Source organism: Kitasatospora viridis (assembly GCF_007829815.1).
Classification (GTDB): domain Bacteria; phylum Actinomycetota; class Actinomycetes; order Streptomycetales; family Streptomycetaceae; genus Kitasatospora; species Kitasatospora viridis.
Map to the genome: position 1 here is coordinate 2134591 of NZ_VIWT01000001.1, position 24586 is coordinate 2159176.

Annotated in this window: 27 protein-coding genes; 11 read left to right on the forward strand and 16 right to left on the reverse strand. The window is 74.5% G+C overall.

Translation table 11 applies throughout. The features are described 5' to 3' along the window. Nucleotides 1–29: 29 nt before the first annotated feature. Entirely contained in the window at nucleotides 30–1190 is a 1161-nt protein-coding gene (locus FHX73_RS09355) for an Mrp/NBP35 family ATP-binding protein (protein WP_145904555.1), read from the forward strand. Nucleotides 1191–1281: 91 nt separating this feature from the next. Here FHX73_RS09355 and FHX73_RS09360 read toward each other — a convergent pair whose 3' ends face one another. From FHX73_RS09360 to sigE, 4 genes are all read right to left on the reverse strand, one after another. After that, entirely contained in the window at nucleotides 1282–1974 is a 693-nt protein-coding gene (locus FHX73_RS09360; protein WP_145904556.1) for a hypothetical protein, read from the reverse strand. A gap of 109 nt (nucleotides 1975–2083) precedes the next feature. Beyond that, nucleotides 2084–2533 (reverse strand): sec-independent translocase, encoded by a 450-nt coding sequence (locus FHX73_RS09365; protein WP_145904557.1) that lies wholly within the window; start codon nucleotides 2531–2533, stop codon nucleotides 2084–2086. A gap of 149 nt (nucleotides 2534–2682) precedes the next feature. Further along, on the reverse strand, nucleotides 2683–3600 hold the full coding sequence (locus FHX73_RS09370; protein ID WP_145904558.1) for a zf-HC2 domain-containing protein: 918 nt from the start codon (nucleotides 3598–3600) through the stop codon (nucleotides 2683–2685). Further along, the gene (gene sigE / locus FHX73_RS09375) at nucleotides 3597–4361 is read right to left on the reverse strand and encodes an RNA polymerase sigma factor SigE (RefSeq protein ID WP_246213799.1); all 765 of its coding nucleotides are present in this window, start codon (nucleotides 4359–4361) and stop codon (nucleotides 3597–3599) included. The genes FHX73_RS09370 and sigE overlap by 4 nt, the downstream gene beginning before the upstream one ends. Nucleotides 4362–4634: 273 nt before the next feature. On the opposite strand from sigE, the gene FHX73_RS09380 reads away from it, so the two are divergent. Continuing rightward, a complete protein-coding gene (locus tag FHX73_RS09380) occupies nucleotides 4635–5297 on the forward strand; it encodes an O-methyltransferase (protein WP_145908172.1) in 663 nt (220 codons plus the stop codon). Nucleotides 5298–5401: 104 nt separating this feature from the next. Here the strand turns inward: FHX73_RS09380 and FHX73_RS09385 are convergent, their stop codons facing one another. Further along, the gene (locus FHX73_RS09385; RefSeq protein ID WP_145793043.1) at nucleotides 5402–5569 is read right to left on the reverse strand and encodes a DUF3117 domain-containing protein; all 168 of its coding nucleotides are present in this window, start codon (nucleotides 5567–5569) and stop codon (nucleotides 5402–5404) included. 382 nt (nucleotides 5570–5951) lie between these two features. On the opposite strand from FHX73_RS09385, the gene FHX73_RS09390 reads away from it, so the two are divergent. Then, nucleotides 5952–6752, forward strand: a complete 801-nt coding sequence (locus FHX73_RS09390) for an enoyl-CoA hydratase-related protein (protein ID WP_145904559.1) — start codon at nucleotides 5952–5954, stop codon at nucleotides 6750–6752. Nucleotides 6753–6782: 30 nt separating this feature from the next. Here FHX73_RS09390 and FHX73_RS09395 read toward each other — a convergent pair whose 3' ends face one another. Then, nucleotides 6783–7361: a DNA-3-methyladenine glycosylase I gene (locus FHX73_RS09395; protein WP_145904560.1), complete on the reverse strand. Its 579-nt coding sequence runs from the start codon at nucleotides 7359–7361 to the stop codon at nucleotides 6783–6785. Further along, on the reverse strand, nucleotides 7358–7699 hold the full coding sequence (locus FHX73_RS09400) for a DivIVA domain-containing protein (RefSeq protein ID WP_145904561.1): 342 nt from the start codon (nucleotides 7697–7699) through the stop codon (nucleotides 7358–7360). The genes FHX73_RS09395 and FHX73_RS09400 overlap by 4 nt, the downstream gene beginning before the upstream one ends. Nucleotides 7700–7913: 214 nt before the next feature. Between FHX73_RS09400 and folP the strand changes: the two genes are divergently transcribed. After that, complete coding sequence (folP, locus tag FHX73_RS09405) at nucleotides 7914–8726, forward strand: dihydropteroate synthase (protein WP_170305057.1); 813 nt, start codon at nucleotides 7914–7916, stop codon at nucleotides 8724–8726. A gap of 58 nt (nucleotides 8727–8784) precedes the next feature. On the opposite strand, the gene FHX73_RS09410 is transcribed toward folP, so the two are convergent. Next, on the reverse strand, nucleotides 8785–9618 hold the full coding sequence (locus tag FHX73_RS09410; RefSeq protein WP_145904563.1) for an LOG family protein: 834 nt from the start codon (nucleotides 9616–9618) through the stop codon (nucleotides 8785–8787). A gap of 69 nt (nucleotides 9619–9687) precedes the next feature. Beyond that, nucleotides 9688–10785, reverse strand: coding sequence for a succinyl-diaminopimelate desuccinylase (gene dapE / locus FHX73_RS09415; RefSeq protein WP_145904564.1), 1098 nt, complete (start codon nucleotides 10783–10785; stop codon nucleotides 9688–9690). Between the two features lie 143 nt (nucleotides 10786–10928). Between dapE and FHX73_RS09420 the strand changes: the two genes are divergently transcribed. Continuing rightward, nucleotides 10929–11924, forward strand: a complete 996-nt coding sequence (locus FHX73_RS09420; RefSeq protein ID WP_145904565.1) for a VldE C-terminal domain-containing protein — start codon at nucleotides 10929–10931, stop codon at nucleotides 11922–11924. A gap of 178 nt (nucleotides 11925–12102) precedes the next feature. Further along, complete coding sequence (locus tag FHX73_RS09425) at nucleotides 12103–13143, forward strand: hypothetical protein (RefSeq protein WP_145904566.1); 1041 nt, start codon at nucleotides 12103–12105, stop codon at nucleotides 13141–13143. Between the two features lie 63 nt (nucleotides 13144–13206). On the opposite strand, the gene dapC is transcribed toward FHX73_RS09425, so the two are convergent. Both dapC and fdxA read right to left on the reverse strand, forming a co-directional pair. Then, nucleotides 13207–14352, reverse strand: a complete 1146-nt coding sequence (dapC, locus tag FHX73_RS09430) for a succinyldiaminopimelate transaminase (protein ID WP_145904567.1) — start codon at nucleotides 14350–14352, stop codon at nucleotides 13207–13209. 24 nt (nucleotides 14353–14376) lie between these two features. Continuing rightward, entirely contained in the window at nucleotides 14377–14703 is a 327-nt protein-coding gene (gene fdxA, locus FHX73_RS09435; protein WP_145904568.1) for a ferredoxin, read from the reverse strand. Between the two features lie 125 nt (nucleotides 14704–14828). On the opposite strand from fdxA, the gene FHX73_RS09440 reads away from it, so the two are divergent. Both FHX73_RS09440 and FHX73_RS09445 read left to right on the forward strand, forming a co-directional pair. After that, nucleotides 14829–15851 carry a GNAT family N-acetyltransferase gene (locus tag FHX73_RS09440; protein ID WP_145904569.1) on the forward strand — a complete coding sequence of 341 codons (1023 nt, stop codon included), beginning with the start codon at nucleotides 14829–14831 and terminating at the stop codon, nucleotides 15849–15851. A gap of 67 nt (nucleotides 15852–15918) precedes the next feature. Further along, the gene (locus FHX73_RS09445) at nucleotides 15919–16824 is read left to right on the forward strand and encodes a transglutaminase family protein (RefSeq protein WP_246213436.1); all 906 of its coding nucleotides are present in this window, start codon (nucleotides 15919–15921) and stop codon (nucleotides 16822–16824) included. 25 nt (nucleotides 16825–16849) lie between these two features. Here the strand turns inward: FHX73_RS09445 and FHX73_RS09450 are convergent, their stop codons facing one another. The 5 genes from FHX73_RS09450 to FHX73_RS09470 form a co-directional block, all read right to left on the reverse strand. After that, on the reverse strand, nucleotides 16850–17467 hold the full coding sequence (locus tag FHX73_RS09450) for a response regulator transcription factor (RefSeq protein WP_145904570.1): 618 nt from the start codon (nucleotides 17465–17467) through the stop codon (nucleotides 16850–16852). A gap of 10 nt (nucleotides 17468–17477) precedes the next feature. Beyond that, on the reverse strand, nucleotides 17478–18740 hold the full coding sequence (locus FHX73_RS09455; protein ID WP_145904571.1) for a sensor histidine kinase: 1263 nt from the start codon (nucleotides 18738–18740) through the stop codon (nucleotides 17478–17480). Nucleotides 18741–18748: 8 nt separating this feature from the next. Next, nucleotides 18749–19471 (reverse strand): ABC transporter permease, encoded by a 723-nt coding sequence (locus FHX73_RS09460; RefSeq protein ID WP_145904572.1) that lies wholly within the window; start codon nucleotides 19469–19471, stop codon nucleotides 18749–18751. Further along, nucleotides 19468–20418: an ABC transporter ATP-binding protein gene (locus FHX73_RS09465; protein WP_145904573.1), complete on the reverse strand. Its 951-nt coding sequence runs from the start codon at nucleotides 20416–20418 to the stop codon at nucleotides 19468–19470. The genes FHX73_RS09460 and FHX73_RS09465 overlap by 4 nt, the downstream gene beginning before the upstream one ends. A 127-nt stretch (nucleotides 20419–20545) precedes the next feature. Further along, the gene (locus FHX73_RS09470) at nucleotides 20546–22687 is read right to left on the reverse strand and encodes a S9 family peptidase (protein ID WP_145904574.1); all 2142 of its coding nucleotides are present in this window, start codon (nucleotides 22685–22687) and stop codon (nucleotides 20546–20548) included. A gap of 244 nt (nucleotides 22688–22931) precedes the next feature. On the opposite strand from FHX73_RS09470, the gene FHX73_RS09475 reads away from it, so the two are divergent. From FHX73_RS09475 to FHX73_RS09485, 3 genes are read left to right on the forward strand one after another with little or no spacing between them, the layout of a single operon-like run. Next, nucleotides 22932–23126, forward strand: a complete 195-nt coding sequence (locus FHX73_RS09475) for a DUF2304 family protein (RefSeq protein WP_145904575.1) — start codon at nucleotides 22932–22934, stop codon at nucleotides 23124–23126. Nucleotides 23127–23156: 30 nt separating this feature from the next. After that, nucleotides 23157–24035, forward strand: coding sequence for an N-acetyl-1-D-myo-inositol-2-amino-2-deoxy-alpha-D-glucopyranoside deacetylase (mshB, locus tag FHX73_RS09480; protein WP_145904576.1), 879 nt, complete (start codon nucleotides 23157–23159; stop codon nucleotides 24033–24035). Next, entirely contained in the window at nucleotides 24032–24466 is a 435-nt protein-coding gene (locus FHX73_RS09485; RefSeq protein ID WP_145904577.1) for a DUF6113 family protein, read from the forward strand. Before mshB ends, FHX73_RS09485 begins: the two co-directional genes overlap by 4 nt. Nucleotides 24467–24586: the final 120 nt, after the last annotated feature.

Genomic DNA, 24586 nt, shown 5'->3' on the forward strand with positions numbered 1-24586 from the left:
GGGCCGGTGGCGCGCCGTACCATCAAGGCATGGCCAATGAGACCGAAGTGGCGACCGCCGTGACGGAGGAGTCCGTCCGCAAGGCGCTGTCGACCGTGCAGGACCCGGAGATCAACCGCCCGATCACCGATCTGGGCATGGTGAAATCCGTGGAACTCGACGCGCAGGGCACGGTCAAGGTGGCCGTCTTCCTGACGGTCTCCGGCTGCCCGATGCGCGACACCATCACCGATCGGGTGAAGACGGCGGTCGGCCGGATCCCCGGCGTCACCGCCGTCGAGGTCGAGCTCGACGTGATGAGCGAGGAGCAGCGCAAGGAGCTCTCCCAGCTGCTGCGCGGCGGCGCGCCCGAGCGGGAGATCCCGTTCGCCAAGCCCGGCACGCTGACCCGCGTCTACGCGGTGGCCTCCGGCAAGGGCGGCGTCGGCAAGTCCTCGGTGACCGTCAACCTGGCGGCGGCGCTGGCCGCCCAGGGCCAGAAGGTCGCCGTGGTGGACGCCGACATCTACGGGCACAGCGTGCCCCGGATGCTGGGCGTCGAGGGCCGGCCGACCCAGGTGCAGGACATGATCATGCCGCCGGCCGCGCACGGCGTGAAGGTGATCTCGATCGGCATGTTCACCCCGGGCAACGCCCCGGTGGTCTGGCGCGGCCCGATGCTGCACCGCGCGCTGCAGCAGTTCCTGGCCGACGTCTACTGGGGCGACCTGGACGTGCTGCTGCTCGACCTGCCGCCCGGCACCGGCGACATCGCGATCTCGGTCGCCCAGCTGGTCCCGAACGCCGAGATCCTGATCGTCACCACCCCCCAGCAGGCCGCCGCCGAGGTCGCCGAGCGGGCCGGCACCATCGCGCTGCAGACCCACCAGAAGATCGTCGGCGTGATCGAGAACATGTCCGGCATGCCCTGCCCGCACTGCGACGAGATGGTCGACGTGTTCGGCACCGGCGGCGGCAAGACGGTCGCCGACGCCCTCACCCGCGCCACCGGCGCCGAGGTGCCGGTGCTCGGCAGCATCCCGATCGACGTCCGCCTGCGCGAGGGCGGCGACGACGGCAACCCGGTCGTCCTGGCCGCCCCCGACTCCCCGGCCGGCGCCGCCCTGCGCGCCGTCGCCGACAAGCTGTCCGGCCGCCAGCGCGGCCTGTCGGGCCTCTCCCTCGGGCTGACGCCGAAGAACAAGTTCTGACCCTGCCCCACCGCTGACGGCCCGTCGGCCGCGTGCCCCGCACGCGGCCGACGGGCCGTCAGTCGTTCCGGCGGACAGCGCGTTCCGGCGGTCAGTGCTTCGTGTAGGCGGCCAGGTCCTGGACGGCCGAGAAGCCCAGGCCGTAGGCGCTCAGACCGCGGCCGTAGGCGCCGAGCAGGACGCCGGGGGCCTCGCCGGCCAGCACCCAGCCGTACTCGGACTCGCGGTAGCGGAAGGGCTGCGGGAGCCCGTTGACCGGGAGGGTGAGCGGGGACCAGCCGGCGCCGCCGAGGTCGTCGGCCAGGTCCCAGGCGAGCGCGCTCTGCTGGTCCAGCCACTCCTGGCGGCGGTTGCGGTCGAGCTGGCCGGGCCAGGTGGAGGCGAGCAGGCCGGAGCCGGCCAGCCAGGCGGCCGAGGCGGCGGAGGTCGCCTCCAGCACACCGGTGCCGTCCGCGCTGCGCCGGCCGGGGCGGCGGGCCACCGTGACGACCACGGCGAACCGGCGGCCGCCGTGCGCCTCCTGCTGGCGCGGCGGCTCCTCGCCGTGGCCCAGCGAGCCGTAGTCGACGGCGCGCGGCTGGGCCGGGCGGGCTCCCCCGGCGCCGGCCTGCAGCAGCCAGCGCCGGCCGGTCCAGCCTTCGTCCAGGCCGTACCAGGGGAAGTCGGCGGACAGGTAGGGCGCCAGCGGGTCGGCCGGCTCGGCGGTGCGCCGCCCGGGCACCTCCGCGGCACGCGCGGTGGCCGTTCCGGCCGGGCCCGGGGCGGGCGAACTCGACGCGTCCATCGGGGGACCTCCTCGCAACTGTCGAACCATCAGCACAATAGCGGCGCCGAACGGCGACACCCCGCCGGGCCGGTGGCCGGGCGGGGTGTCGCGGGGTGCTGGGCGGGATTCAGGTGGCGTCGAGGTCGAACGGCGCGCGCTCGCCGACGGACAGCGGCACGCCGGTGTCCGGGGCCGGCAGGTGGCCGCCGGCCGGGGCGACCGGCTTGCTCAGGCTCGCCGGCTTGTCGTCCAGCACCGAGCGCAGGTCGAGCTCCTCGCGCAGCTCGCGCACGTCCAGGCCGTCCCGCAGCTCCTTGAGGCCCAGCGGGTCGCCGCCCTCGCCGATCAGGTTCTTGCGCACGAAGGTCTTCGGGTTGAGGTCCTCGAACTCGAAGTCCTTGAACTCGGGGCCGAGCTCGTTGCGGATGTCCTCCTTGGCGCTGTCGGCGAAGGAGCGCACCTTGCGGATGAACCCGACCGTGTCCTGGATCAGCTTGGGGAGCTTGTCCGGCCCGAAGATCACGATCGCCATGACGACCAGGGTGACCAACTCGAGTGGGCCTATGTCGAAGAACACGTGCGCTCCCAGCTGCCGGCGGTGTGACCCGGCGCGGCCCGCGACACCGGTCCCCTACAGGGTAATGGCCCCTCCGTGGAAATTGGGTACGGGGCGATGAATCCCTGGTGCGTTCGGGCGGCCCCGAACAGGTGGGGCCGCCCGGGGGGTCAGGGCAGCAGCGAAGGGCCGTTGACCACCGGGTTCAGCGGATTCACCGCGAAGGCGGTGGGTCCCGAACTGACCGTGCCGTAGGGCCGGCCGGTGCCGCCGCGGGCCGGGTAGTCGACGGTCAGCGGCACGGTGGCCGGCAGCACCGGCACCGAGCCGCCGGGGTAGTGCGGGTTGACCGCGTTGCTGTTGCCGTGCGGCTCGTCGACCGGGCTGTCCCCGGCCACCGAGGCCAGGCCCAGGCTGCCGAAGCCGCCCAGGGTGACGGCGGCCACCGAGAAGGCGCCGGCCGCGGCGACCACCAGCCGCCGACCGCGCGGCACGTCGGGCCGGGCGATCGGCAGCACGGCCGCCGCACGGGTGCCGACGGTGCCCCGGCCGGTGCGCCGCACGCTCCACAGCCGCGGCTCGCCGCCGCGCGGGGGCCGGGCGGGCCCGGGGTAGCCGTCGGCGCCGAGCGCGTTGCCGCCGAACGAGGCGCCCCGGCCGAAGCTGCCGCCGGTCAGCCGGCTGCCGCCGATGGTCGGCCCGGCGGGCGGCGGGTCGGCCGCCGGGGAGCCGCCGGACGGCCCGGGCGGGGCCGTCCGGTCGTCGTCCGGCAGCGCGGCCACGGCCATCAGCCGGGCCATCAACGCGCCCGACGGTCCGGGCGGTTCGGTGCCGCGCAGCAGTTGCTTGACCGAGCGGGCCGCCTCGGCCTCCGCCAGGCACAGCGCGCAGGTGGCCAGGTGGGCCTGCACCCGCTCGCGGGCGTCGTGGCCCAGCTCGCCGTCCAGGTAGGCGCTCAGCCGGTCGCCGAGGTGCTCGGGCGCCGGCTCGGGCTGGCGCACCGCGATCGGCCGCAGCGGCGGCAGTTCGGCGGTTCGGTCGGTCTGCGGGGCCGGGCGCCGTGCGTCGGACCGGCCCGTGCCGCTCATGATCGCCTCCGGCCGCTCCCGCCGGGCAGCCCGGTGGCCTCGCCCGCGGCGGCGCCGACCGGCACCGGCACCGGCTCCGGTTCCGCCCCGCCCTCGACGCTGCTGCCGCCGCGCCGCGCCCGGCCGGGCGCGGCGCCCGGCGCGCGGTGCTTCAGCGCGGCGCGCAGGTGCGAGCGGCCGCGGTGGATCCGGCTGCGCACGGTGCCGAGCTTGACGCCCAGGGTGGCCGCGATCTCCTCGTAGGAGAGGCCCTCGATGTCGCAGAGCACCACGGCGGCGCGGAACTCGGGGGCCAGGGTGTCGAGCGCCTGCTGCACGTCGGCGTCGAAGTGGGTGTCGCTGAACGCCTGGGCCGGGCTCGGCTCGCGGCTGGGCAGCCGCTCGGCCGCGTCCTCGGCGAGCGCGTCGAAGCGGATCCGCTGGCGGCGGCGGACCATGTCCAGGAACAGGTTGGTGGTGATCCGGTGCAGCCAGCCCTCGAAGGTGCCGGGGGTGTAGGTGGAGAGCGAGCGGAAGACCCGGACGAAGACCTCCTGGGTGAGGTCCTCGGCGTCGTGCTGATTGCCCGTCAGGCGGTAGGCCAGCCGGTAGACGCGGGCGCTGTGCGCCTCGACGATCTCCTCCCAGCTGGGCGGGGTCCAGCCCTGCGCGCCCGGCCCCTCGGTGAAGGTCGCGAGCGCGGCGGGGGCGGAGGTCTCGGCGACCTCGGCAGCGGCGCCGTCGGACGAGGGGCTCAGGGGAGAGTGCGCAGACTGGTTCATCACGGGCTTCGGCGTACGGGCCGACGCGGTGGTGCGGAGTTGCCGCCGCACAGGGACGTCGCCCTCGGCCACACCTCCTCGGTTGGCTCTTCTGCCCAGCAAGGCCACCACCATATCCACCTCACCCGTCAGTTCCGGATAAAAGCGTGTCCTCCTGCCGGCGAGCGGCGGGCCACCGAATCCGGATCGGTCGCGGAGCGTTCTGCGGATTCAACGGCCCGCCGCCGGACGCGGTTCCCGCCCGGCCAGTAATCTGTGCCAGGAAATATCGACATCCGGCAGCGCCTAGCCACCAGGACAGAGATCATCGACTTCGGGCCCGCGGCTGCGACCCTCGCCGACACGTACGTCGGCGAGGACGCCGTGCTGACCTACGCCCGGGCGCAGGCGGCCCGCACCGGGATCCAGGCGGTCGGGCCGAGCGGCGGCGCCTGCCTGCGGCTGCTGGCCGCCGCGCTGGGCGCCAAGGCGGTCGCCGAGATCGGCACCGGCACCGGCGTGTCCGGCCTCTACCTGCTGCGCGGCATGCGGCCGGACGGCATCCTCACCACGGTCGACCCGGAGCCGATCCGCCAGGAGCTGGCCCGCGAGGCCTACCTGGCGGCCGGGTTCGCCGCCAACCGGGCCAGGTTCATACCCGGCCGCGCCCTGGACGTGCTGCCCCGGCTCGCCGACGGCCAGTACGACCTGGTCTTCTGCGACGGGGACGCCGCCGAGTCGGTGGCGTATCTCGCAGAATCGTTGCGCCTGCTGCGCCCCGGCGGGGTGGTCTGCTTCGAGGGGGTGTTCCAGCAGGGCCGCCTCACCGACCCGGCACTGGACGACCCGGAGACCGCGGCGATGCGCGAGCTGGTCCAAGCGGTGCGGGAGAGCAAGCAGTTGGTGCCGGCCCTGCTGCCGGTCAGCGACGGGCTGCTCTGCGCCGTCCGGCGCTGACCCGCCGCGGAGGGCCGGGAGGCCGCGGAGCGGCCCGGGCGTGCGAGAGGCCCGGCGCGACCGGAAAGGTCGGCACCGGGCCTCGGGGCAGCGCGTGGCTGGAGTCAGCCGCAGGCCTGCTTGAGGGCCTCGCCCAGGGCGTTGGCCTCGTCCGGGGTCAGCTCCACCACCAGGCGACCGCCGCCTTCGAGCGGAACTCGCATGATGATGCCCCGCCCTTCCTTGGTGACCTCCAGCGGGCCGTCACCCGTCCGCGGCTTCATGGCCGCCATGCTCGTTCCCCTTCCTGCAGCCGCTCAGCTAGGTACCAGCAGTCCGTCCACCGCTGGTATCGAACGCCTTGATCGGAAGCCATTATCCCGCATACGGCGCCCTGATGACCAACGTCACTCTCGCCGCGGTGCCGGGCACCCCGGAACGGGGCGCCCGCCGGCGCCCCGGACGGCCCGTCAACCGCCCGCACGAGGACCCATCAGTTGCCGTCCAGGGCCTGTCCCGGCAGGGTCCGACGGGTCCCCGGACGGTCCGTCGGCACCCGTCGGCGCAAGGCCCGCCAAAGGTGCGCTACCTCACACTCCCGCACGCCGCCCGGCTTCCGTCATGCTGGCTGGGTCCGCACTGTACCGACCAGTAGTCACCAGGGAGCCCTCGCCCATGTCCGACTCCGTCCTCGTCGAGCGCGACGGCGCGCTCGCCGTCATCACCATCAACCGCCCGCAGGCCCGCAACGCGCTGGACGTGCCCACCAAGGTGGCGCTGCGCGACGCCGTCACCGCGGCCGCGGAGGACCCCGCGGTGCGGGCCGTGCTGCTCACCGGTGCCGGGGAGCACGCGTTCTGCGTCGGCCAGGACCTCAAGGAGCACCTGGGGCTGCTCAAGCGGGCCGAGGAGACCGGCGAGGCGCCGCTGAAGACGGTGGCCGAGCACTACAACCCGCTGGTCCGGGCGCTGGCCGGGATGCGCAAGCCGACGATCGCCGCGGTGAACGCGGTGGCCGCCGGGGCCGGGGCCTCGCTCGCCTTCGCCTGCGACTTCCGGATCGTGGCCGACACGGCCGGCTTCAACACCTCGTTCGCCGGGATCGCGCTGACCGCCGACTCGGGCGGCTCGTGGACCCTGCCGCGGCTGGTCGGGCACGCCCGGGCGACCGAGCTGATGATGCTGCCGCGCACCGTCGGGGCCGACGAGGCGCTCCGCCTCGGGCTCGCCACCCAGGTCGTGCCGGCCGCCGAACTGGCCGCGACCGCACGCGAGTTCGCCCAGCGCCTGGCCGCCGGCCCGACCCTGGCGTACGGCGCGATCAAGACCGCGCTGGACTTCGGCGCGACCCACTCGCTGTCCGAGACCCTGGAAAAGGAGGACGAGCTGCAGACGCTGGCCGGCAACAGCGAGGACCACCGGATCGCGGTCCGCGCCTTCGTGGCCAAGGAGCGGCCCACCTTCCTCGGGCGGTAGGGCGCCGGCCGGGCCCGCGCTGACGGTGCCTCAGTCGACCGCCTGGCGGGCGTGGCAGTCCGCCAGGTGGTCGTTCACCAGCCCGCAGGCCTGCATCAGCGCGTAGGCCGTGGTCGGCCCGACGAACCGGAAGCCGTTCTTCTTCAGCTCCTTGGCCAGCGCGGTGGACTCGGGGGTGACCGCCGGCACCTCGGCGAGGGTGCGCGGGGCCGGCCGGTCCGGGTCGCCGGCGAACTTCCAGACCAGCGGGTCCAGCCCGCCGGCCAGCGCCTCGGCGGCCCGGGCGTTGGCGATCGCCGCCTCGATCTTGGCCCGGTTGCGGATGATCCCGGGGTCGGCCAGCAGCCGGGCGGCGTCCGCCTCGGTGAACCGGGCCACCTCGGCGATCCGGAAGCCCGCGAAGGCGGCCCGGAAGCCCTCCCGGCGGCGCAGGATGGTGATCCAGGAGAGCCCGGACTGGAAGGCCTCCAGGCAGATCCGTTCGAACAGCGGGTCCTCGCCGTGCACCGGCCGGCCCCACTCGGTGTCGTGGTAGGCCCGGTAGTCGTCCGCCGAGTCGCCCCACGGGCAGCGCAGCAGCCCGTCGGCTCCGGGAACGGCGGCGCTCACTCCGTGCCCTGCGCGGGGTCGCCCGGCTCGGCCGGCCCGCCGCCCGCGGGGGCGTGCGCCGCGACGGCCGCCTCCAGCTCGGCGATCCGGGTGTCCCGGTAGGCGAGCTCGGCGCCGAGCCGGTCCAGCACGTCGTCCACCTCGTCCATCCGGTAGCCGCGCACCGCCATCGGCAGCCGGATCTCGTCCACGTCGGTCCGGTTGAGCGGACGCTCCTGCGGCAGCCGGGCCGCGATCCGGTCGTGCACCGCCTCCGGCAACGAGCCGCCGCCACCCAAGGCCACCAGCGCGGCGCCGCCGACCACCACGGCCATCGCCACCACGATCACCCAGAACACGAGCTGTCCTCCCGAGACGTGAGTATCCGGCCGCGTGGGGGATCATGGACCCGCGTGGGACGGCCGGGCCCCATCATCGCACCAGGGCACCCCCGGATCGATACCTGCGAGACCTGACCGATACACCGGGTCGCCGGGTCGGCGAGAGCGTGAGGAGCACGGGGTGGCACTGCGACTGGGACCGCGGGAGTTCGGTGCGGAGGAACTGGTCATCATGGCCATCGTCAACCGCACCCCGGACTCCTTCTTCGACCGCGGCGCGACCTTCGCCGACGAGGCCGCGTTCGCCGCGGCCGACAAGGCGGTGGCCGAGGGCGCGGGGATCCTGGACATCGGCGGGGTGAAGGCCGGCCCCGGCGAGGAGGTGACGGTGGCGGAGGAGCTGCGCCGCACCGTGCCGTTCGTGGCCGCGCTGCGCGAGCGCCACCCGTCCGTGGTGATCAGCGTGGACACCTGGCGGCACGAGGTCGGCGAGGCGGTCTGCGAGGTCGGCGCCGACCTGCTGAACGACGCCTGGGGCGGGGCCGACCCGAAGCTGGCCGAGGTGGCCGCCCGGTACGGCGCCGGCCTGGTCTGCACCCACGCGGGGCGGGCCGAACCGCGCACCCGGCCGCACCGGATCGGCTACCAGGACGTGATGGCGGACATCCTGGACGTCACCGTGGGGCTGGCCGAGCGGGCGCTGGAGCTCGGGGTCCGCCGGGACGGGCTGATCATCGACCCGGGGCACGACTTCGGCAAGAACACCCGGCACTCGCTGGAGGCGACCCGGCGGCTGCCGGAGATGACCGCGACCGGCTTCCCGGTGCTGGTCTCGCTCTCCAACAAGGACTTCGTCGGGGAGACCCTGGACAAGCCGGTGGACGAGCGGCTGCTCGGCACCCTGGCCACCACCGCCGTCTCGGCCTGGTTGGGCGCCCAGGTCTACCGGGTGCACCAGGTCGCCGAGACCCGGCAGGTGCTGGACATGGTCGCCTCGATCCGCGGCACCCGTCCCCCGGCGGTCGCCCGCCGGGGGCTCGCCTGACCGGCCGGCCCGAGCCGACGGGCGTCCCGAGCCGACGGACAGTCAGGCCGACGGGCGGTCAGACCTGCTGCCCGGCCGGCTTGCGGGTCTCGGCGAGGATCCGCAGCACCTCGTCCACCTCGTCGGTCAGGTGGAAGAGCTCCAGGTCGGCCGGCGAGGCCTTGCCCTGGGCCACCAGGGTGTCGCGCAGCCAGTCCACCAGGCCGCTCCAGTAGGCCGTGCCGAAGAGGATCACCGGGAACCTGGTGACCTTCTTCGTCTGCACCAGGGTGAGCGCCTCGAACAGCTCGTCCAGCGTGCCCAGTCCGCCGGGCAGCACCACGAAGCCCGACGCGTACTTGACGAACATGGTCTTGCGGACGAAGAAGTAACGGAAGTTCAGCCCGAGGTCGACGTACTCGTTCAGGCCCTGCTCGAAGGGCAGCTCGATGCCCAGGCCGACGCTCAGCCCGCCGCCCTCCGAGGCGCCCCGGTTGGCCGCCTCCATGGCGCCCGGGCCGCCGCCGGTGATCACCGCGTAGCCGGCCTCGGCCAGCGCCCGGCCGATCGCCACCCCGGCCTTGTACTCGGCCGAGTCCACCGGGGTCCGGGCCGAGCCGAAGACGCTGACCGCGGTCGGCAGTTCGGCCAGCGCGCCGAAGCCCTCGACGAACTCCGAGGTGATCCGCAGCACCCGCCACGGATCGGTGTGCAGCCAGTCGGTCGGCCCGGTGGTGTCCAGCAGCCGCTGGTCGGTCGTGCTCCGCTCGACCTGGTCGCGGCGCAGCAGCACCGGGCCCTTCTGCTTCTCCGGCCAGCTCCGCCGCGGCCGCCCGTCGGCGTCCTCCACCGGTTCCGGGCCGTGTCCGAACTGCCGTGCGTCCGCACCGTTGTGCGCATCCGTCCCTGTCATGACGAAACTCTACGCCCGGCACCGGCGGATCACGGGGAACATCGGGATGACCGCCCGGAGAAGGGAGGACTACGAGACGGGGCCGGTGAGCCAGTCGCGCAGCCGGCTCTCGCACTCGGCGATCGCGCTCAGCGAGCAGTGCTCGTCCCGCTTGTGCGCCAGGTTCGGGTCGCCCGGGCCGTAGTTGACGGCGGGCACGCCGAGCTCGCTGAACCGGGCCACGTCGGTCCAGCCGAACTTGGCCCGGGCCCGGTCGCCGGTCGCGGCGAGGAAGGCGCGGGCGGCCGGCCGGTCCAGCCCGGGCAGCGCGCCGGGGGCCGAGTCGGTCACCTCGACCGGGAAGCCGGCGAAGACCTCCCGCAGGTGCGCCTCGGCCTCGGCGGGGCTGCGGTCCGGCGCGTAGCGGAAGTTGACGGTGACCAGGCACTCGTCGGGGATCACGTTGCCGGCCACCCCGCCCCGGATGTCCACCGCGTTCAGGCCCTCGCGGTACTCCAGGCCGTCGATCAGCACGGTGCGCGGCTGGTAGGCGGCGAGCCGGCCGAGCACCTCGGCGGCGTGGTGGATGGCGTTGTCGCCGAGCCAGCTGCGGGCCGCGTGCGCCCGCACCCCGGTGAGCCGGATCCGCACCCGCATGGTGCCCTGGCAGCCGCCCTCGACCCAGGCCCCGCTCGGCTCCATCAGCACCGCGAAGTCGGCCGCCAGCCAGTCCGGGTGGGCGGCGGCCAGCCGGCCCAGGCCGTTGCGGGAGGCCTCGATCTCCTCGCAGTCGTAGAAGACGAAGGTCAGGTCGCGGTTGGGGTCGGGCACGGTGGCGGCGAGCCGCAGCTGCACGGCGACGCCGGACTTCATGTCGCTGGTGCCGCAGCCCCAGAGCAGGTCGCCCTCGACCCGGGAGGGCACGTTGTCGGCGATCGGCACGGTGTCCAGGTGGCCGGCCAGCAGCACCCGCTCGGCGCGGCCCAGGTGGGTGCGGGCCACCACGTTGTTCCCGTACCGCTCGACGGTCAGGTGCGCCAGGCCGCGCAGCGCCTGCTCGACCGCGTCGGCCAGCGCCTCCTCCTCCCCGCTGACGGACGGGAAGTCGACCAGTCGGGCGGTCAGGGCGCCGCCGTCCAGGGTCAGGTCGAGGCTGGTCGGGACGCTGGTTCCGGGCACGGTGCTCATGGCCGTCAGCCTAGTGGGCGGCGCCTTCGGGACGCGGAGGGTGACCGAGGGGGACCGCACTGTCGTCCGAGGTGGGGGCGGGTGAGTACGGTGTGGGGCAGACAGCCGGGCGCGTGGGGCCCGGCGGCCATCGAGGAGGAGACGTGGGGCACCGCCGGGGCCGGAAGCTGCGCTGGGCGCTGACGTTGCTGCTGCTGGCCGCGGTCGTCGCGGCCGCCCTGGTGCTGTGGGACCGCAGCCACAACTCGGTCTCCGCCGAGGGCTGCGCGGTGCTCCAGCCGGGCGGCAAACCGGTCGGCATGGACCTGGACCAGGCGCAGAACGCGGCCACCATCGCCGCCGTCGTGGTCTCCCGGGGCCTGCCCGAGCGGGCCCTGACCATCGCCCTGGCCACCGCGATGCAGGAGTCCAAGCTGCGCAACCTGGACGGCGGCGACCGCGACTCGGTCGGCCTGTTCCAGCAGCGGCCCTCGCAGGGCTGGGGCACCGCCGAGCAGATCCAGGACCCGGTCTACGCGACCAACAAGTTCCTGGACGCCCTGGTGAAGGTGCCCGGCTACGCCCGGCTCTCGCTCACCGACGCGGCCCAGGCGGTGCAGCACAGCGCCTACCCGCAGGCCTACGCCAAGCACGAGGCGAACGCCTCGCTGCTGTCCTCCGCGCTGACCGGCCGCACGCCGGCCGCGTTCAGCTGCACCGTGCACCAGTTCCTCCAGGTGGATCCGGCGCTGCTGGGCTCCCCCTCCTCGACCCCGGGCGGGTCGCCGGCCCCCGCCGTCTCGGTCGGCGGCTCGCAGGCGCTGTCGGCCAAGCTCCAGGTGGAGTTCGGGCGCACCGTGTCGATGGCGGCGGCCCCGGCCGGCTCCGGCGACCCGGCGGTGGCCGGCACCGCGCTGGCGCTCACCCCGGACCCGGCGGCCAACACCGACACGGGTGCGGACGCCCAGCGGCAGAGCGGCTGGGCGGTGGCCCAGTGGGCGGTGGCCAACGCCGAGGAGCTGGGCATCGGGAGCATCCGCTACGACGGCAAGGTGTGGCGGGTGGACCGCTCGGACGCGGGCTGGCAGACCCAGTCCTCGCCGGCCGCGGGCACCGGCGCGGTGCTGGTCACGATGGGCATGCCGAACGCCGGGAAGTGACTGCCGTCCGCCTGACGGCGAGTTGACACACCGTCAACGGTGCTTGACGAACGTTCACCCGTCTGCCCCTCCGGAGGGTGAATCAGGCGGGTTCCCGCGAAACCTTCCGACTCCTGGCGCGGTATTCACGGCGTCCGCCCCGGCGGACCTGTCGTGTCGTCACCGTCTTAGGAGCACCATGTCCCTCCCCCTCTCCCGTCGGCTCGCCCAGGCCGCTCTGCTGGTCGCCGCCGGTGCGACCCCGCTGGCCGCCGCCGGGGCGGCGTCCGCGGCCGAGCTGATGCCCAAGGGCACCGACCTCGGGTCCGGGATCAGCAAGCTGGACGGCGTCACCTCCGCCTCAACGCTGAAGGGGGAGACCCACCAGCTCGGCCAGGCACTGGGCCGCACCGGCGCCGTGCTGAGCGGCACCGCGGTGCCCGCGATGGCCGACACCGCCGGGCTGGCCGCCGGCCAGGCGCTGCCGCACACCGACCACGCCGCCGAGGTGCTCAGCGACCCCGGCACGGCCGTCACCAACGCCACCACCAACGGCAGCGGGCCGCTGGCCGACACCATCGGCAAGGTCGCCCGGCTGACCCCGCTGGGCGGCCTGCTGCCCGCCGCCGCGCCGCGCTCCATGCCGCTCGGCGCCGACCAGGGCGCGGGGCTGGCCCAGGGCGCCGGACTCGCCCAGGGTGCCGGGCTGGCGCAGGGCGCGGGCCTGGCCCACGCCCCGGCGATGCCGACGGTGACCGGCGTGGACAAGGTGCTGAACGCCGACACCCTGAGCAACCCGGTGGACGCCACCGGCCGACTGGCCGGCCAGGTCCCGGCCACCGCCGGGCTGGCCGGCCAGCTGCCCGAGCAGAGCCGGCTCACCGGTGCGCTCGGCACCGACCGGCTGGCCGGCGCGCTCCCCCGCGACCTGAGCCAGCCGCCGTCCGCCCAGCAGCTGGACGCCGCGGTGCCGGCCACCGCGCAGCTCGGCGAGGCGCTGCCCGCCACCCACGGCCTGACCGGCCAGCTGGCCGGCGCCGACCAGCTGGCGCACGCCCTGCCGGCCGCCGCCGACCTGCAGCACCCGACCACCGCCGCGGACGCCGCCCACCTGGCCGCCCTGGAGGGCCAGGCCACCGGCGCCACCCACCGGCTCGGCGGGCTGCCCGACCTGAGCGGGCTGACCGGCAGCCTGGGCACCGCCACCGGCGGCCTGAGCCACCTGCCCACCGTCAGCTGACCCACCGGACGCGGATGGGGGCCCGGTCCAGTGGACCGGGCCCCCATCCGCGTTGACGCTCGATCAGGCCGTCAGCCGGGCCACCGCCGCGGCCACCCGCTCGTCGGTGGCGGTGAACGCCACCCGGACGAAGCGGTCGCCGGCCGGGCCGTAGAAGTCGCCCGGGGCCACCAGGACGCCCCGCTCGGCCAGCCAGGCCACCGTCTCCCAGCACGGCTCGTCCCGGGTCGCCCACAGGTAGAGGCTGGCCTCCGAGTGCTCGATCCGGAAGCCGGCCGCGGTGAGCGCCCCGCGCAGCGCGGCCCGCCGGGCCGCGTACCGCTCGCGCTGCTCGGCCACGTGCGCGTCGTCGCCGAGCGCCGCGATGGTCGCGGCCTGCACCGGCGCCGGCGCCATCATGCCGCCGTGCTTGCGGATCTCCAGCAGCTCGCGGACCACCACCGGGTCACCCGCCACGAAGGCGGCGCGGTAGCCGGCCAGGTTGGAGCGCTTGGAGAGCGAGTGCACCGCCAGCAGGCCCTCGTGCGAGCCGCCGCAGACGTCGGCGCGCAGCACCGAGACCGGCTCCGCCTCCCAACCCAGCTCCAGGTAGCACTCGTCGCTGACCAGCAGCGCCCGGTGCTCGCGGGCCCAGGCCACCGCCTCGCGCAGCTCCTGCGCGGTCAGCACCCGGCCGGTCGGGTTGCCCGGCGAGTTGAGCCAGAGCAGCCGCACGCGGGATCCGTCCAGCTCCTCCAGCTTCTCGTAGGCCACCGGCTCGGCGCCGCAGAGCCGCGCGCCGACCTCGTAGGTCGGGTAGGCGAGCCGGGGGTAGGCCACCTGGTCGCCGGGGCCGAGGCCGAGCTGGCCGGGCAGCCAGGCCACCAGCTCCTTGGAGCCGACGGTCGGCAGCACGGCGCTCGGGTCGATCCCGGCGCCGGCCCGGCGGTTCAGCCAGCCGGCGATCGCCTCGCGCAGCGCCAGCGGTCCCCAGACGGTCGGGTAGCCGTGCGAGTCGCTCGCCTCGGCCAGCGCCCGCTGGACCAGCTCGGGCACCGGGTCCACCGGGGTGCCGACCGAGAAGTCGCACAGCCCGTCGGGGTGGGCGAGCGCGGTGGCGCGGTACGGTTCGAGCTTGTCCCAGGGGAAGACCGGCAGCAGGTCGGAAACGCGGCGCGCCGCCCCCGGGTGACCCGGGAACGGCGCGCGCGGTGCATCAGTGGTGCTCACAGCTCAGCTTCCGCCGATCGATCGTCAGTGGTCCTGGTTCTGCGGGGGCAGCCCGGCGATGAAGACGTGGTCCCGGTCGATCAGCCCCAGCTTGGAGGCGCCGCCCGGCGAACCGAGGTCGTCGAAGAACTCCACGTTGGCCTTGTAGTAGTCCTTCCACTCCTCCGGGGTGTCGTCCTCGTAGAAGATCGCCTCGACCGGGCAGACCGGCTCACATGCACCGCAGTCGACGCACTCATCCGGGTGGATGTACAGAGAGCGCTTGCCCTCGTAGATGCAGTCAACCGGGCACTCTTCGATGCACGCCTTGTCCTTGACGTCGACACAAGGCTGCGCGATGACGTACGTCACGCTGTCGTTCCTCCTCGGTTGGGCCGTTGCCCAAACTATGTGCTTCCGTGCGCGGGTGAGCGCTGCTCGTCGATGCCCGCCCCTAGTATCGCGGGTCAGAGACTACAAATGCACCGGAGGTTACCTTGAGCACCAGCCAGTTTCCGGCCAGCGTCCCGGGAACGGTCCGGATAGACCGCTCTGACGTGGGACGACGGGTGTCGGTGCGGAGGCTGGAAGCGGCTCTTGACTGTGCCACCGGACGTCCGGTGTTCCGGGATGTGATCGGCGTGCTCACATCATGGGACGAATACGAACTCGTGGTGATCGGCCGGGACCGGACCGAGAGCCGGATTCCGGTGGACCGGCTGGTGGCCGGAAAGCCGGTGCCGCCGTTCCCGGCCCGCCGGGGCGAACTGCCCGCGGCCTCCCCGACCGAACTGCAGCGCCTCGCCGCCGGCAGCTGGCCGGCCCTGGAGCGCGAGCAGCTCGGCGACTGGACGCTGCGGGCGGCGGCCGGCTTCACCAAGCGGGCCAACTCGGTGCAGGCGCTGGGCGACCCCGGGCTGCCGCTGCCGGAGGCGCTGGCGGCGGTCCGCGCCTGGTACGCGGCCCGCGCGCTGCCCGCGCTGGTGGAGGTCACCTCGCCCGGCACCGACCCGGCGCTGGCCGCCCTGCTGGACGGGCTGGAGCAGCTGACCCGGGCCCACCTGCAGACCGCGCCGCTGGCCCCCCTCGCCCGCCCGGTGCCGGGCGCGGAGCTGGTCCGGCTGGCCACCGCCGCCGACGAGGGCTGGCTGGCGCTCTACCACCTGACGGCCGGCAGCCCGCAGATGCTGCTGGCCGCCCGTCAGCTGCTGCACGGCGGGCCCTCGGTCTGGTTCGCCCAGGTGCCCGGCGAGGCCGGCGGGGAGCCGCTGGCGATCGGACGGTGCGTCATCGACGGTCCGTGGGCGCACTTCAGCGCCGTCGAGGTGAGCCCGGCGGCGCGCCGGCGCGGGCTGGCCACCGCCGTGATGTCCGCACTGGCGGCGCGCGCCGCGGAGGAGGGCGCGCGGGCCGGCTACCTGCAGGTGGAGGCCGACAACGACGGCGCCCTGGCGCTCTACGACCGGCTCGGTTTCACCACCAGTCACACTTACCACTACGTCCGGCTTCCCCAGGCTTAGCCGCCGTCGTACGTTCTTGGAATCGTAGGTGCCTGGAACCGCAGGTGCCTGGAGCAGCACCGCACCCGTGTCGCACACGAAAGCCACCGCAGCCACCGTGACCGAGCAGAGCAGAGCCCGCTTCCGCACCGAGGCCAGGTCCGAGCAGCCCGATGCGGTGCTGCTCTGCGTGCTGGCCGCCGCCGAGCACACCCTGTCGGCCCCCGGCGCCGCCGGTGACGGCCCGCCACCCACCCTGGACGAGCTGCTGGGCGCCTGCCAGGCCGCCCTGGACCGGCACGCGGCCGCCGTGCGCCGGGCGGTGGCCGAGCGCCGGCCGACCACCCCGGAGGAGACCGCGGCACTGCTGGCCGCCGTGCTGGCCGGGCGCGAGCGGTTCCACGGGCGGCAGTCGGACTACCGGCGGTTGGAGTCCTCGCTGCTGCCCGAGGTGCTGCGGCGCCGGCGCGGGCTGCCGATCATGCTCTCGCTGGTCTGGCAGGCGGTGGCGGCCCGGGCCGGGCTGACGGTGCACGGCATCGCGCTGCCGGGCCACTTCATCGTCGCGGTGGGTGCGCCGCAGCCCGGCGACGAGTACGTGCTGGCCGACCCGTTCCACGGCGGCCGGCCGCTCAGCACCGAGGACGCGGCGGCCATCGTGGTGGCGGCCGGGCACCCGTTCACGCCGGAACTCTTCACCCCGGCCGCGCCGCTGGACATCGTGCTGCGGGTGCTGGGCAACATCCGCGGCTGGGCCGGCGAACGGCCGGAGCAGGCCAGGACCCAGCTCTGGGCCACCGAACTGGCCCTGCTGCTGCCCCGGCACCCGGCCCAGCTGCGCCTGGAGCGGGCCGAGGTGCTGCTGCGGACCGGCGACTTCCTGGCCGGGGCGGCCGAGATGGAGGACTACGCGCGGATCCTGGACGCCTTCGACCCGGACTCGGCCGCCCGGGTCCGCCGGGAGGCCAGGGCGGCCCGGCACCGGCTCAACTGACGGGCCGGCACCTCCTGACGGCAGGTCAGAGCCAGCCCTTCTCCTTGGCCACCCGCACCGCCTCCGCCCGGTTGCGAGCGCCGGTCTTCTGGATCGCCATCGACAGGTAGTTGCGCACGGTGCCCTCGGACAGGTGCAGCCGGCGGGCGATCTCGGCGTTCACCGCGCCGTCCGCGGCGGCGGCCAGCACGTCCAGCTCCCGGCCGGTCAGCGGGTTGGCCCCCTCGGCGAGCGCGGCCGCGGCCAGCGTCGGGTCGATCACCCGCTCGCCGCGCAGCACCCGGCGCACCGCCTCGGCGAGTTCGGCCGCCGGCGCGTCCTTGACCAGGAAGGCGTCCGCGCCGGACTCCATGGCGCGGCGCAGGTAGCCGGGGCGCCCGAAGGTGGTGGCGATCACCACCTTGGTGCCGGGGCTCTGACGCCGGATCAGGGCGGCCGCCTCGATCCCGGTCATCCCGGGCATCTCGATGTCCAGCACCGCCACCTGCACCCGGTGCTCCAGCACCGCGGGCAGCACCTCGTCCCCCCGGGCCACCTGCGCCACCACGTCGATGTCGCCCTCCAGCGAGAGCAGCGCGGCCAGCGCCTCCCGCACCATCGACTGGTCCTCGGCGAGCAGCACCCGCACCTGATCGTCTGTCATACCCGCGACCCTACGGCCTGCCCGGACTCACCCCCAGGGGGACCAGGGCCCGGACCTTGAAGCCCTTGCCGTGCCGGCCGGTGTCGGTCTCCAGCCGGCCGCCGACCAGCGAGAGCCGCTCGTCCAGACCGGTCAGCCCGTTGCCGGGGCCGGACTTGCCCGGGCCGCGGCCGTTGTCCATGACCTCCAGCACCGCGAACCGGCTGCCCTCGCCGTCCCAGGTCTCGTCCAGCGCCACGGTGCACAGGGTGGCCCCCTCGGCGTGCCGGACCACGTTGGTGACCGCCTCGCGCAGCGCCCAGGCCAGCGTCTCGGCCTCCGGGCCGCCCAGGCCCGGGTGCTCCTCGGTGAGCGTGGAGGGCGCCTCCAGGGTGACCCCGGTGGTGGCCAGCGCGGTGCGGGCGGCGGCCAGTTCGACCGACAGGCTGGGCTTGCGGTAGCCGGAGATCGCGGACCGCACGTCGGTCAGCGACTGCCGGGCCACCTGCTCGATGTCGGACACCTGGGCCCGGGCCTGCTCCTCCTTGCCGGCGTCCATGAACCGGCCGGCCAGCTCGCTCTTCAGGGTGATCAGCGAGAGCGAGTGCCCGAGCAGGTCGTGCATGTCCCGGGCCAGCCGCAGCCGTTCCTCCGCGGCGGCCAGGTGGGCCGCCACCTCGCGGGCCTCGCGCAGCTCCCGCATGGTGCCGACCAGCCGCTGCAGGCCGGTCATCGCCGCGCCGCTGAGGAAGGTGGGCAGCGCCAGCGCGCCGAGCGAGGCGGGCGAGTGGACGGTGCCCAGGGCGACGGCCGCCAGCAGCGCCGTCACCGAGGCGACCCCGGCGAGCGCGAAGCGCACCGGCAGCACCGCGCCGACGGTCACCGAGAGGTAGGTGAAGAGCCCGAGCCACTCGCCGCCGAACCCGACCGAGGTGCCCAGCGCGATCAGGCCCATCAGGGCGGTCAGCGGGTAGGTGCCGCGCCACCAGTCGCCGTTGCTGGAGCGGAAGATCACCAGGCTCAGGTAGCTGGCCAGGAAGGCGGCCAGGGCCACCGCGCCGGCCACCGTGCCCACCGTGCCGTGCCGGCCGCCCGCCAGGTCCTTGATCGGGTAGACCAGGTAGAACATCCACAGCAGCATCCAGCAGAGCTTCACCAGCAGCTGCCGCCTGCTCTCCACCGGCGCCCCGGGGACGTTCAGCACGCGTTCGCCGGCGGCCGGCCGCGCGAGGAGCGCGGTCGGCCGGTCGGTGCGGGCCCGTTCGGCCCCCTGCTCCTGCTCGGTGGTCGCCATGGCGGTCATCATGCCTGCTGGGTGTCCCGGCGGTACAGGAAGGCGGCGGCGGCCACGAAGACCACCAGGAAGCCGACCAGACCGGCCGCCGCCCCGGTGTCGAAGCCCTGGCCCGGGTGCACGAAGTTGCCCAGCTGGTTGTACATGTAGACGGGGTCGAACCGGGCGATGGTCTTCAGCGTGCCGGTGGCCGGGAACCAGGTGCCGCCCAGCGCCGAGAACAGCATGTAGACGACCAGCACGATCGGCTGCACCGCGTTCGGCTCGGCCGCGTAGCCCAGCGCCACGCCCAGCGCGGCGAAGACGAAGCTGCCCGCCCAGAGCGCCAGCACCAGGCCCAGCCACTGGCCGGCCCCGAGCCGGACCCCCTCGACGGCGCCGAGGGCGAAGACGCCCAGGATCGCCGGCAACGTGGTCGCCGCGCAGGCCGCGATCTTCGCGGCGGTGTAGGCCCACCCGGGCAGCGCGGTCAGTCGCAGCTGCCGGGTCCAGCCGGCCTTGCGCTCCAGCGCGATCCGCTGCGCGCTGCCGGTGAGCACCGCGCCGACCGAGCCGAAGGTGGCCATCGAGACCATGAAGTAGGACTTGGCACTGAGCCCGCCGGCCACCGGGTGGCTGCCGTACGCGCTGATGAAGACGAAGTACAGGATCGCCGGGTACAGCACGCTGAAGAACACGTACCGCCGGTTCCGCAGGGTCCGCAGGATCTCCAGCTTGATCAGGGTCCTCATCGCGCGCTCTCCTCGGCGAGCTCGGTCGCCTCGGCGGCCTCGGTGATGGTCAGGAAGGCCTGCTCCAGGCCCAGGCTGGTGACCTCCAGCCCGCGCGGGTAGCAGCCCGCCCGGTAGAGGCCGGCGACCACGGCGTCCGCGTCGGTCGCCCGGATCCGCACCGTGCGGACCGCGTCGGCCGGGCCGCTGATGTCCAGCGCCGCCAGGCCCGGCAGGGCCCGCAGCAGCGTGTCGTCCACGAAGCCGTCGGCGGCGTGCAGTTCGAAGCTGACCCGGCGGGCGCCGGCCCGGGCCTTGATCTCGGCCGAGGAGCCGTCGGCGATCAGCCGGCCGCGGTGCAGCACCAGCACCCGGTCGGCGATCGAGTCGGCCTCCTCCAGGTAGTGGGTGGCGAAGAGCACCGTGCGGCCCAGGTCGGCCTGCCGGCGCATGCTGGCCCAGAAGTGCTGCCGGACCGAGACGTCCATGCCGGTGGTCGGCTCGTCCAGCACGATCAGGTCGTTGGCGCCGGCCACCGCCAGCGCGAACCGGACCCGCTGCTCCTGCCCGCCGGAGAGCTTGTCCACCCGGCGGTCGGCGATCTCCTCCAGGCCGGCCTCGTGCATCACCTCGGCCGGCTTGTGGCCGCGCGGGTGCACGTCGCAGGCCAGCTTGACCAGCTCGCCGACCTTGACGTCGGTCATCAGGCCGCCGCTCTGCAGCATCGCGCCGACCCGGCCGGCCTCGATGGCGGCGCGGGGGGTGCCGCCGAACAGCGTCACCGAACCCTGGTCGGGCTCGCGCAGGCCGAGCAGCAGGTCGAGGCTGCTGGACTTGCCGGCGCCGTTGGGCCCGAGCAGCGCGACCGTCTGCCCCGGGTACAGCGTCAGGTCCAGGCCGTTCACCGCCTTGACCTTGCCGTAGCTCTTGCTGACCTGCCGGAAGGCGGCCACTTCCCCGTTGTCCATCCCCGAATCCCTTCGCTGCCGTTCCTGCGACTCCTCAAGGATCCGTTGCGCGGCGGGGTCGGCGGCAGTGCGGCGGGTCGTGTCCTCGGCATGACGAATGTCATGCCGAGGACCGTGACGGCGCCGGTCAGCCCCGCTCGGCGGGCATGCCCAAGGACTCCTTCAGGAAGGCGACCTGAAGCAGCAGCAGGTTCTCCGCGACCTGCTCCTGCGGCGTCATGTGGGTGACCCCGGAGAGCGGCAGCACGGTGTGCGGGCGGCCGGCGGCCAGCAGCGCCGAGGAGAGCCGCAGGGTGTGCGCGGCCACCACGTTGTCGTCGGCCAGGCCGTGCACGATCATCAGCGGCCGGCGCAGCCCCGGCGCCGCCTCGATCAGCGACTGGCCGCGGTAGCGCTCCGGGTGCTCCTGCGGCAGGCCGAGGTAGCGCTCGGTGTAGTGGGTGTCGTAGAGCGCCATGTCGGTCACCGGGGCGCCCGCGACGGCGGCGTGGAAGACGTCGGGGCGGCGCAGCACGGCCAGCGCGGAGAGGTAGCCGCCGTAGGACCAGCCGCGGATCGCCACCCGCTCCAGGTCCAGCGGGAACTCCTCGGCCAGCGCCCGCAGCGCGTCGACCTGGTCCTGCAGGGTCGGGCCGGCCATGTCGCCGGCGATCGACTTCTCCCAGGCGGGGCTGCGGCCGGGGGTGCCGCGGCCGTCGGCGACCACCACGGCGAAGCCCTGGTCGGCGAACCACTGGGAGCTGAGGAAGGCGTTGTGCGCCTGCACCACCATCTGGGCGTGCGGGCCGCCGTACGGGTTCATCAGCACCGGGAGCAGGCCGTCCCGGTCCCGGTCGTAGCCGGTGGGCAGCAGCACGGCGGACGGGATCCGCCGCTCGCCGGCCAGCCGCAGCTGCGCACGGGCCGTCAGCACCGGGGGCTCGGCGTGCGAGGTGACGGTGTGTCCGGTCGGCTTGCCGTCGACCAGCAGTTCCACGGTGCGGCCCGGGCGGTCCAGCCGGGAGACCGCGAGCAGGGTGACCGGGCCGCCGCGCACCGCGTCCGCCGCGCCGCCGGTGATCAGCTCCCGCACCGGCCCGCCGGCCAGCGGCACCGCGTAGACGCCGGTCAGGCCCGGGGTCTGGTCCTCGGCGCCCTCGCCGGCCGAGGCCCGCACCAGGACGTCGGTCGGGCCGACCGAGAGCACCTGGCGCAGGTGCAGGGTGTCGTCGGTCAGCGGCACGCCGTCCAGCAGCAGCGCCCGGTGGCCGGGCTCGTCGCCGATCCGCAGCAGCCCGCCGTCCGCCGTCCAGGCCGGCACGCCGTTGAAGAGCTCCAGCCAGGCCTCGTCCCGCTCCTCCAGCACGGTGCTGACCGCCCCGGTCGCCGGGTCGACGGCGAGCAGCAGCTGGCCGCGCTGGTCCCGGGTCTGCACCTGGAGCAGCGGCGGGCCGCCGGCCGACCAGTGCACCCGGGCCAGGTAGGGGTGCGTGGTGCGGTCCCAGACCACCTCGGTGCGGCGGCCGTCCAGCTCGACCAGCCAGAGGGTGACCTCGGCGTTCGGGGTACCGGCGGCCGGGTAGCCGACCTGCACCGGGGTCTTCTCCGGGTTGGCCGGGTCGGCGATCCACCAGCGGTGCACCGGCGCGTCGTCCACCCGGGCGGCGAGCAGCCGGTCGCCGGCCGGCGACCACCACAGGCCCTCGTCCCGGTCCATCTCCTCCTGGGCGATGAACTCCGCCTGACCCCACATCACCCCGGGCTGCTCGACCTCGACCAGGGCGCGGTCGCCGGTCCCGTCGGTCGCGGTCAGCCGCAGCTCGCCGCCGGTGGTCGGGTAGGCCACCCAGCGGCCGTCCGGCGACGGGTGCGGGTCCAGCACCGGGCCGGCCGCGGGCAGCTCGCGCACGCCGCCGCCGGCCAGGTCGGCGGCGAAGAGCCGGCCGGAGAGCGCGAAGACGGCGAGCTCGCCGGAGCCGTCCAGGGCGTAGCCGACCACGCCCGCGGAGCTCTCCCGCATCCGCTCGCGGCGGGCCCGCTCGGCCGGCGAGAGGTCCTCCTCGCCGCCGGCCAGCAGCTCCGCCGGGTCGGCGGCGATCCGCTCGGTGCCGTCGGCCGGGTCGAGGGTCCAGAGCAGGTTGGTCCGGTCGCTGCCGCCGCGCGAGCGCAGGAAGACGACCCGCGCGCCGTCGGGGGTGACCCGGAAGGAGCGCGGCTGGCCCACGGTGTAGCGCTGGGTGCGCGCGTACTGCCGCGGGAAGGTGTCGGAGGTGGTGCCGGAGGGTGTCATGGCACCGCACCATACGGGGTCCGCCGATCTTGCTCACCCGTTCGGCGCAAGGACCGCAACCTGTTCGCCGAGCCCCTGTCACCCCGTCCCACCGGGCCCGCAGCGCCCCGGACCACCCGGGACACGAACCACTTCCGCCTCACGGAAAGTAATGCACACCTCACTCATCGGGTATTCCTGGTCTCAGCGACCGACTCGCCGCCCGCTCCCCGGGTGGCGCACCCGGAAAGGGGTGTGAGCCACCGTGGCTCTCAACATCTCCGCAGCAGTCCTGATGCTGGTGATCGTGGTGGTGCTGATCCGCCGCTCCGGTCTCAAGATGGCCCACGCGATCATCTGCTCGTTGCTGGGCTTCTACCTGGCCTCCAGCTCGATCGCGCCGTCCATCCAGGAGGTCACCAGCAACCTCGCCGGGATGCTCAACGGCCTGAAGCTCTGAGCCGCCCGGCGGCCGTCTAGGCTGGCGCCCATGACTGCCGACCACCGGGCCCGCCGCCTGCTGCTGGTGCACGCCCACCCCGACGACGAGTCGATCGGCAACGGCGCCACCATGGCCCGCTACGCCGCGCAGGGCGCCCGGGTGACCCTGGTGACCTGCACCCTCGGCGAGGGCGGCGAGGTGATCCCGCCCGAGCTGGCCCATCTGACGGCGGATCGGACGGACGCCCTGGGCGAGTACCGGATCGGCGAGCTGTCGGCCGCGATGAAGGAGCTGGGCGTCGACGACGTCCGCTTCCTCGGCGGCCCCGGCCGCTACCGCGACTCCGGGATGATGGGCGTGCCGGAGAACGGGCGCCCGGACTGCTTCTGGCAGGCCGACCCGGACGAGGCGGCCGGCCACCTGGTCGAGGTGGTCCGCGAGGTCCGCCCGCAGGTGCTGGTCACCTACGACGAGCAGGGCGGCTACGGGCACCCGGACCACATCCAGGCGCACCGGGTCGCGATGCGGGCGGTCGAGCTGGCCGCCGATCCGGCCTGGCGGCCGGAGCTCGGCCCGGCCTGGCGGATCGTCAAGGTGTACTGGAACCGGGTGCCGCGATCGGTCCTGCGCGACCGGCTGGCGCGGGCCGCCGAGCGGTACCCGCTGGTCGCCGACGAGCAGGACGTGCCCGGGGTGGTGCCGGACGAGACGGTGGACGCGGTGCTGGACGGCGCCGACTGGGTCGACCGCAAGGCCGCGGCGATGCGCGCGCACGCCACCCAGATCACCGTGGACGGCGCCTACTTCGCGCTGAGCAACGACCGCTGGCAGCCGCTGCTGGCCGACGAGTACTACCAGCTGGTGCACGGCCCGGCCGGGTCGGCGCGCCCCGAGCGCGACCTGTTCGAGGGAGTCGAGGCCCCGTGAGCGCCAATCCGCTGCACCGCCTGATCGGCTCGCAGGGCCAGCGGTTGGCCGAACCGCTGCCGCCGCGCGGCCTGCGGTTCGCCTGGTACGGACTGGTCTTCCTGCTGGGCGCGGTGGACGCGCTGTGCGGGTGTTTCGTGCAGGCCCTGTGGAGTCCTTGGGGTTTGCTGCTCGCGCTGGCCGCCAACCTGGCGGTCTTCTACGGGGGCCTGCGGCTGACCGCCACCAAGGTGGGGCTGACGTGCGCACTGGTGGGCTGGCTGCTGGTGATGTTCGTGCTCCTGGCGCCCCGTCCGGAGGGCGACTTCGTGCTCTCCTCCTCGGCCAACTCCTACGCCTACCTGCTCGGCGGACTGGTCACCGGACTCGGCGTCGGACTGCTCCCCACCCGGGCGCCGTACGCCTTCGGGATCCCGCGCCAACGGGACTGACTGCCCGTAGGCTCAACGGCACGGAACCGGACGTATCGGGTTCTAAGGGAAGCAGTTCGCCACCCGGGGGTTCCCAGTATGGTGGTGCCGCAGCTACGTCGGACGAGCCGTCCGGCGGCG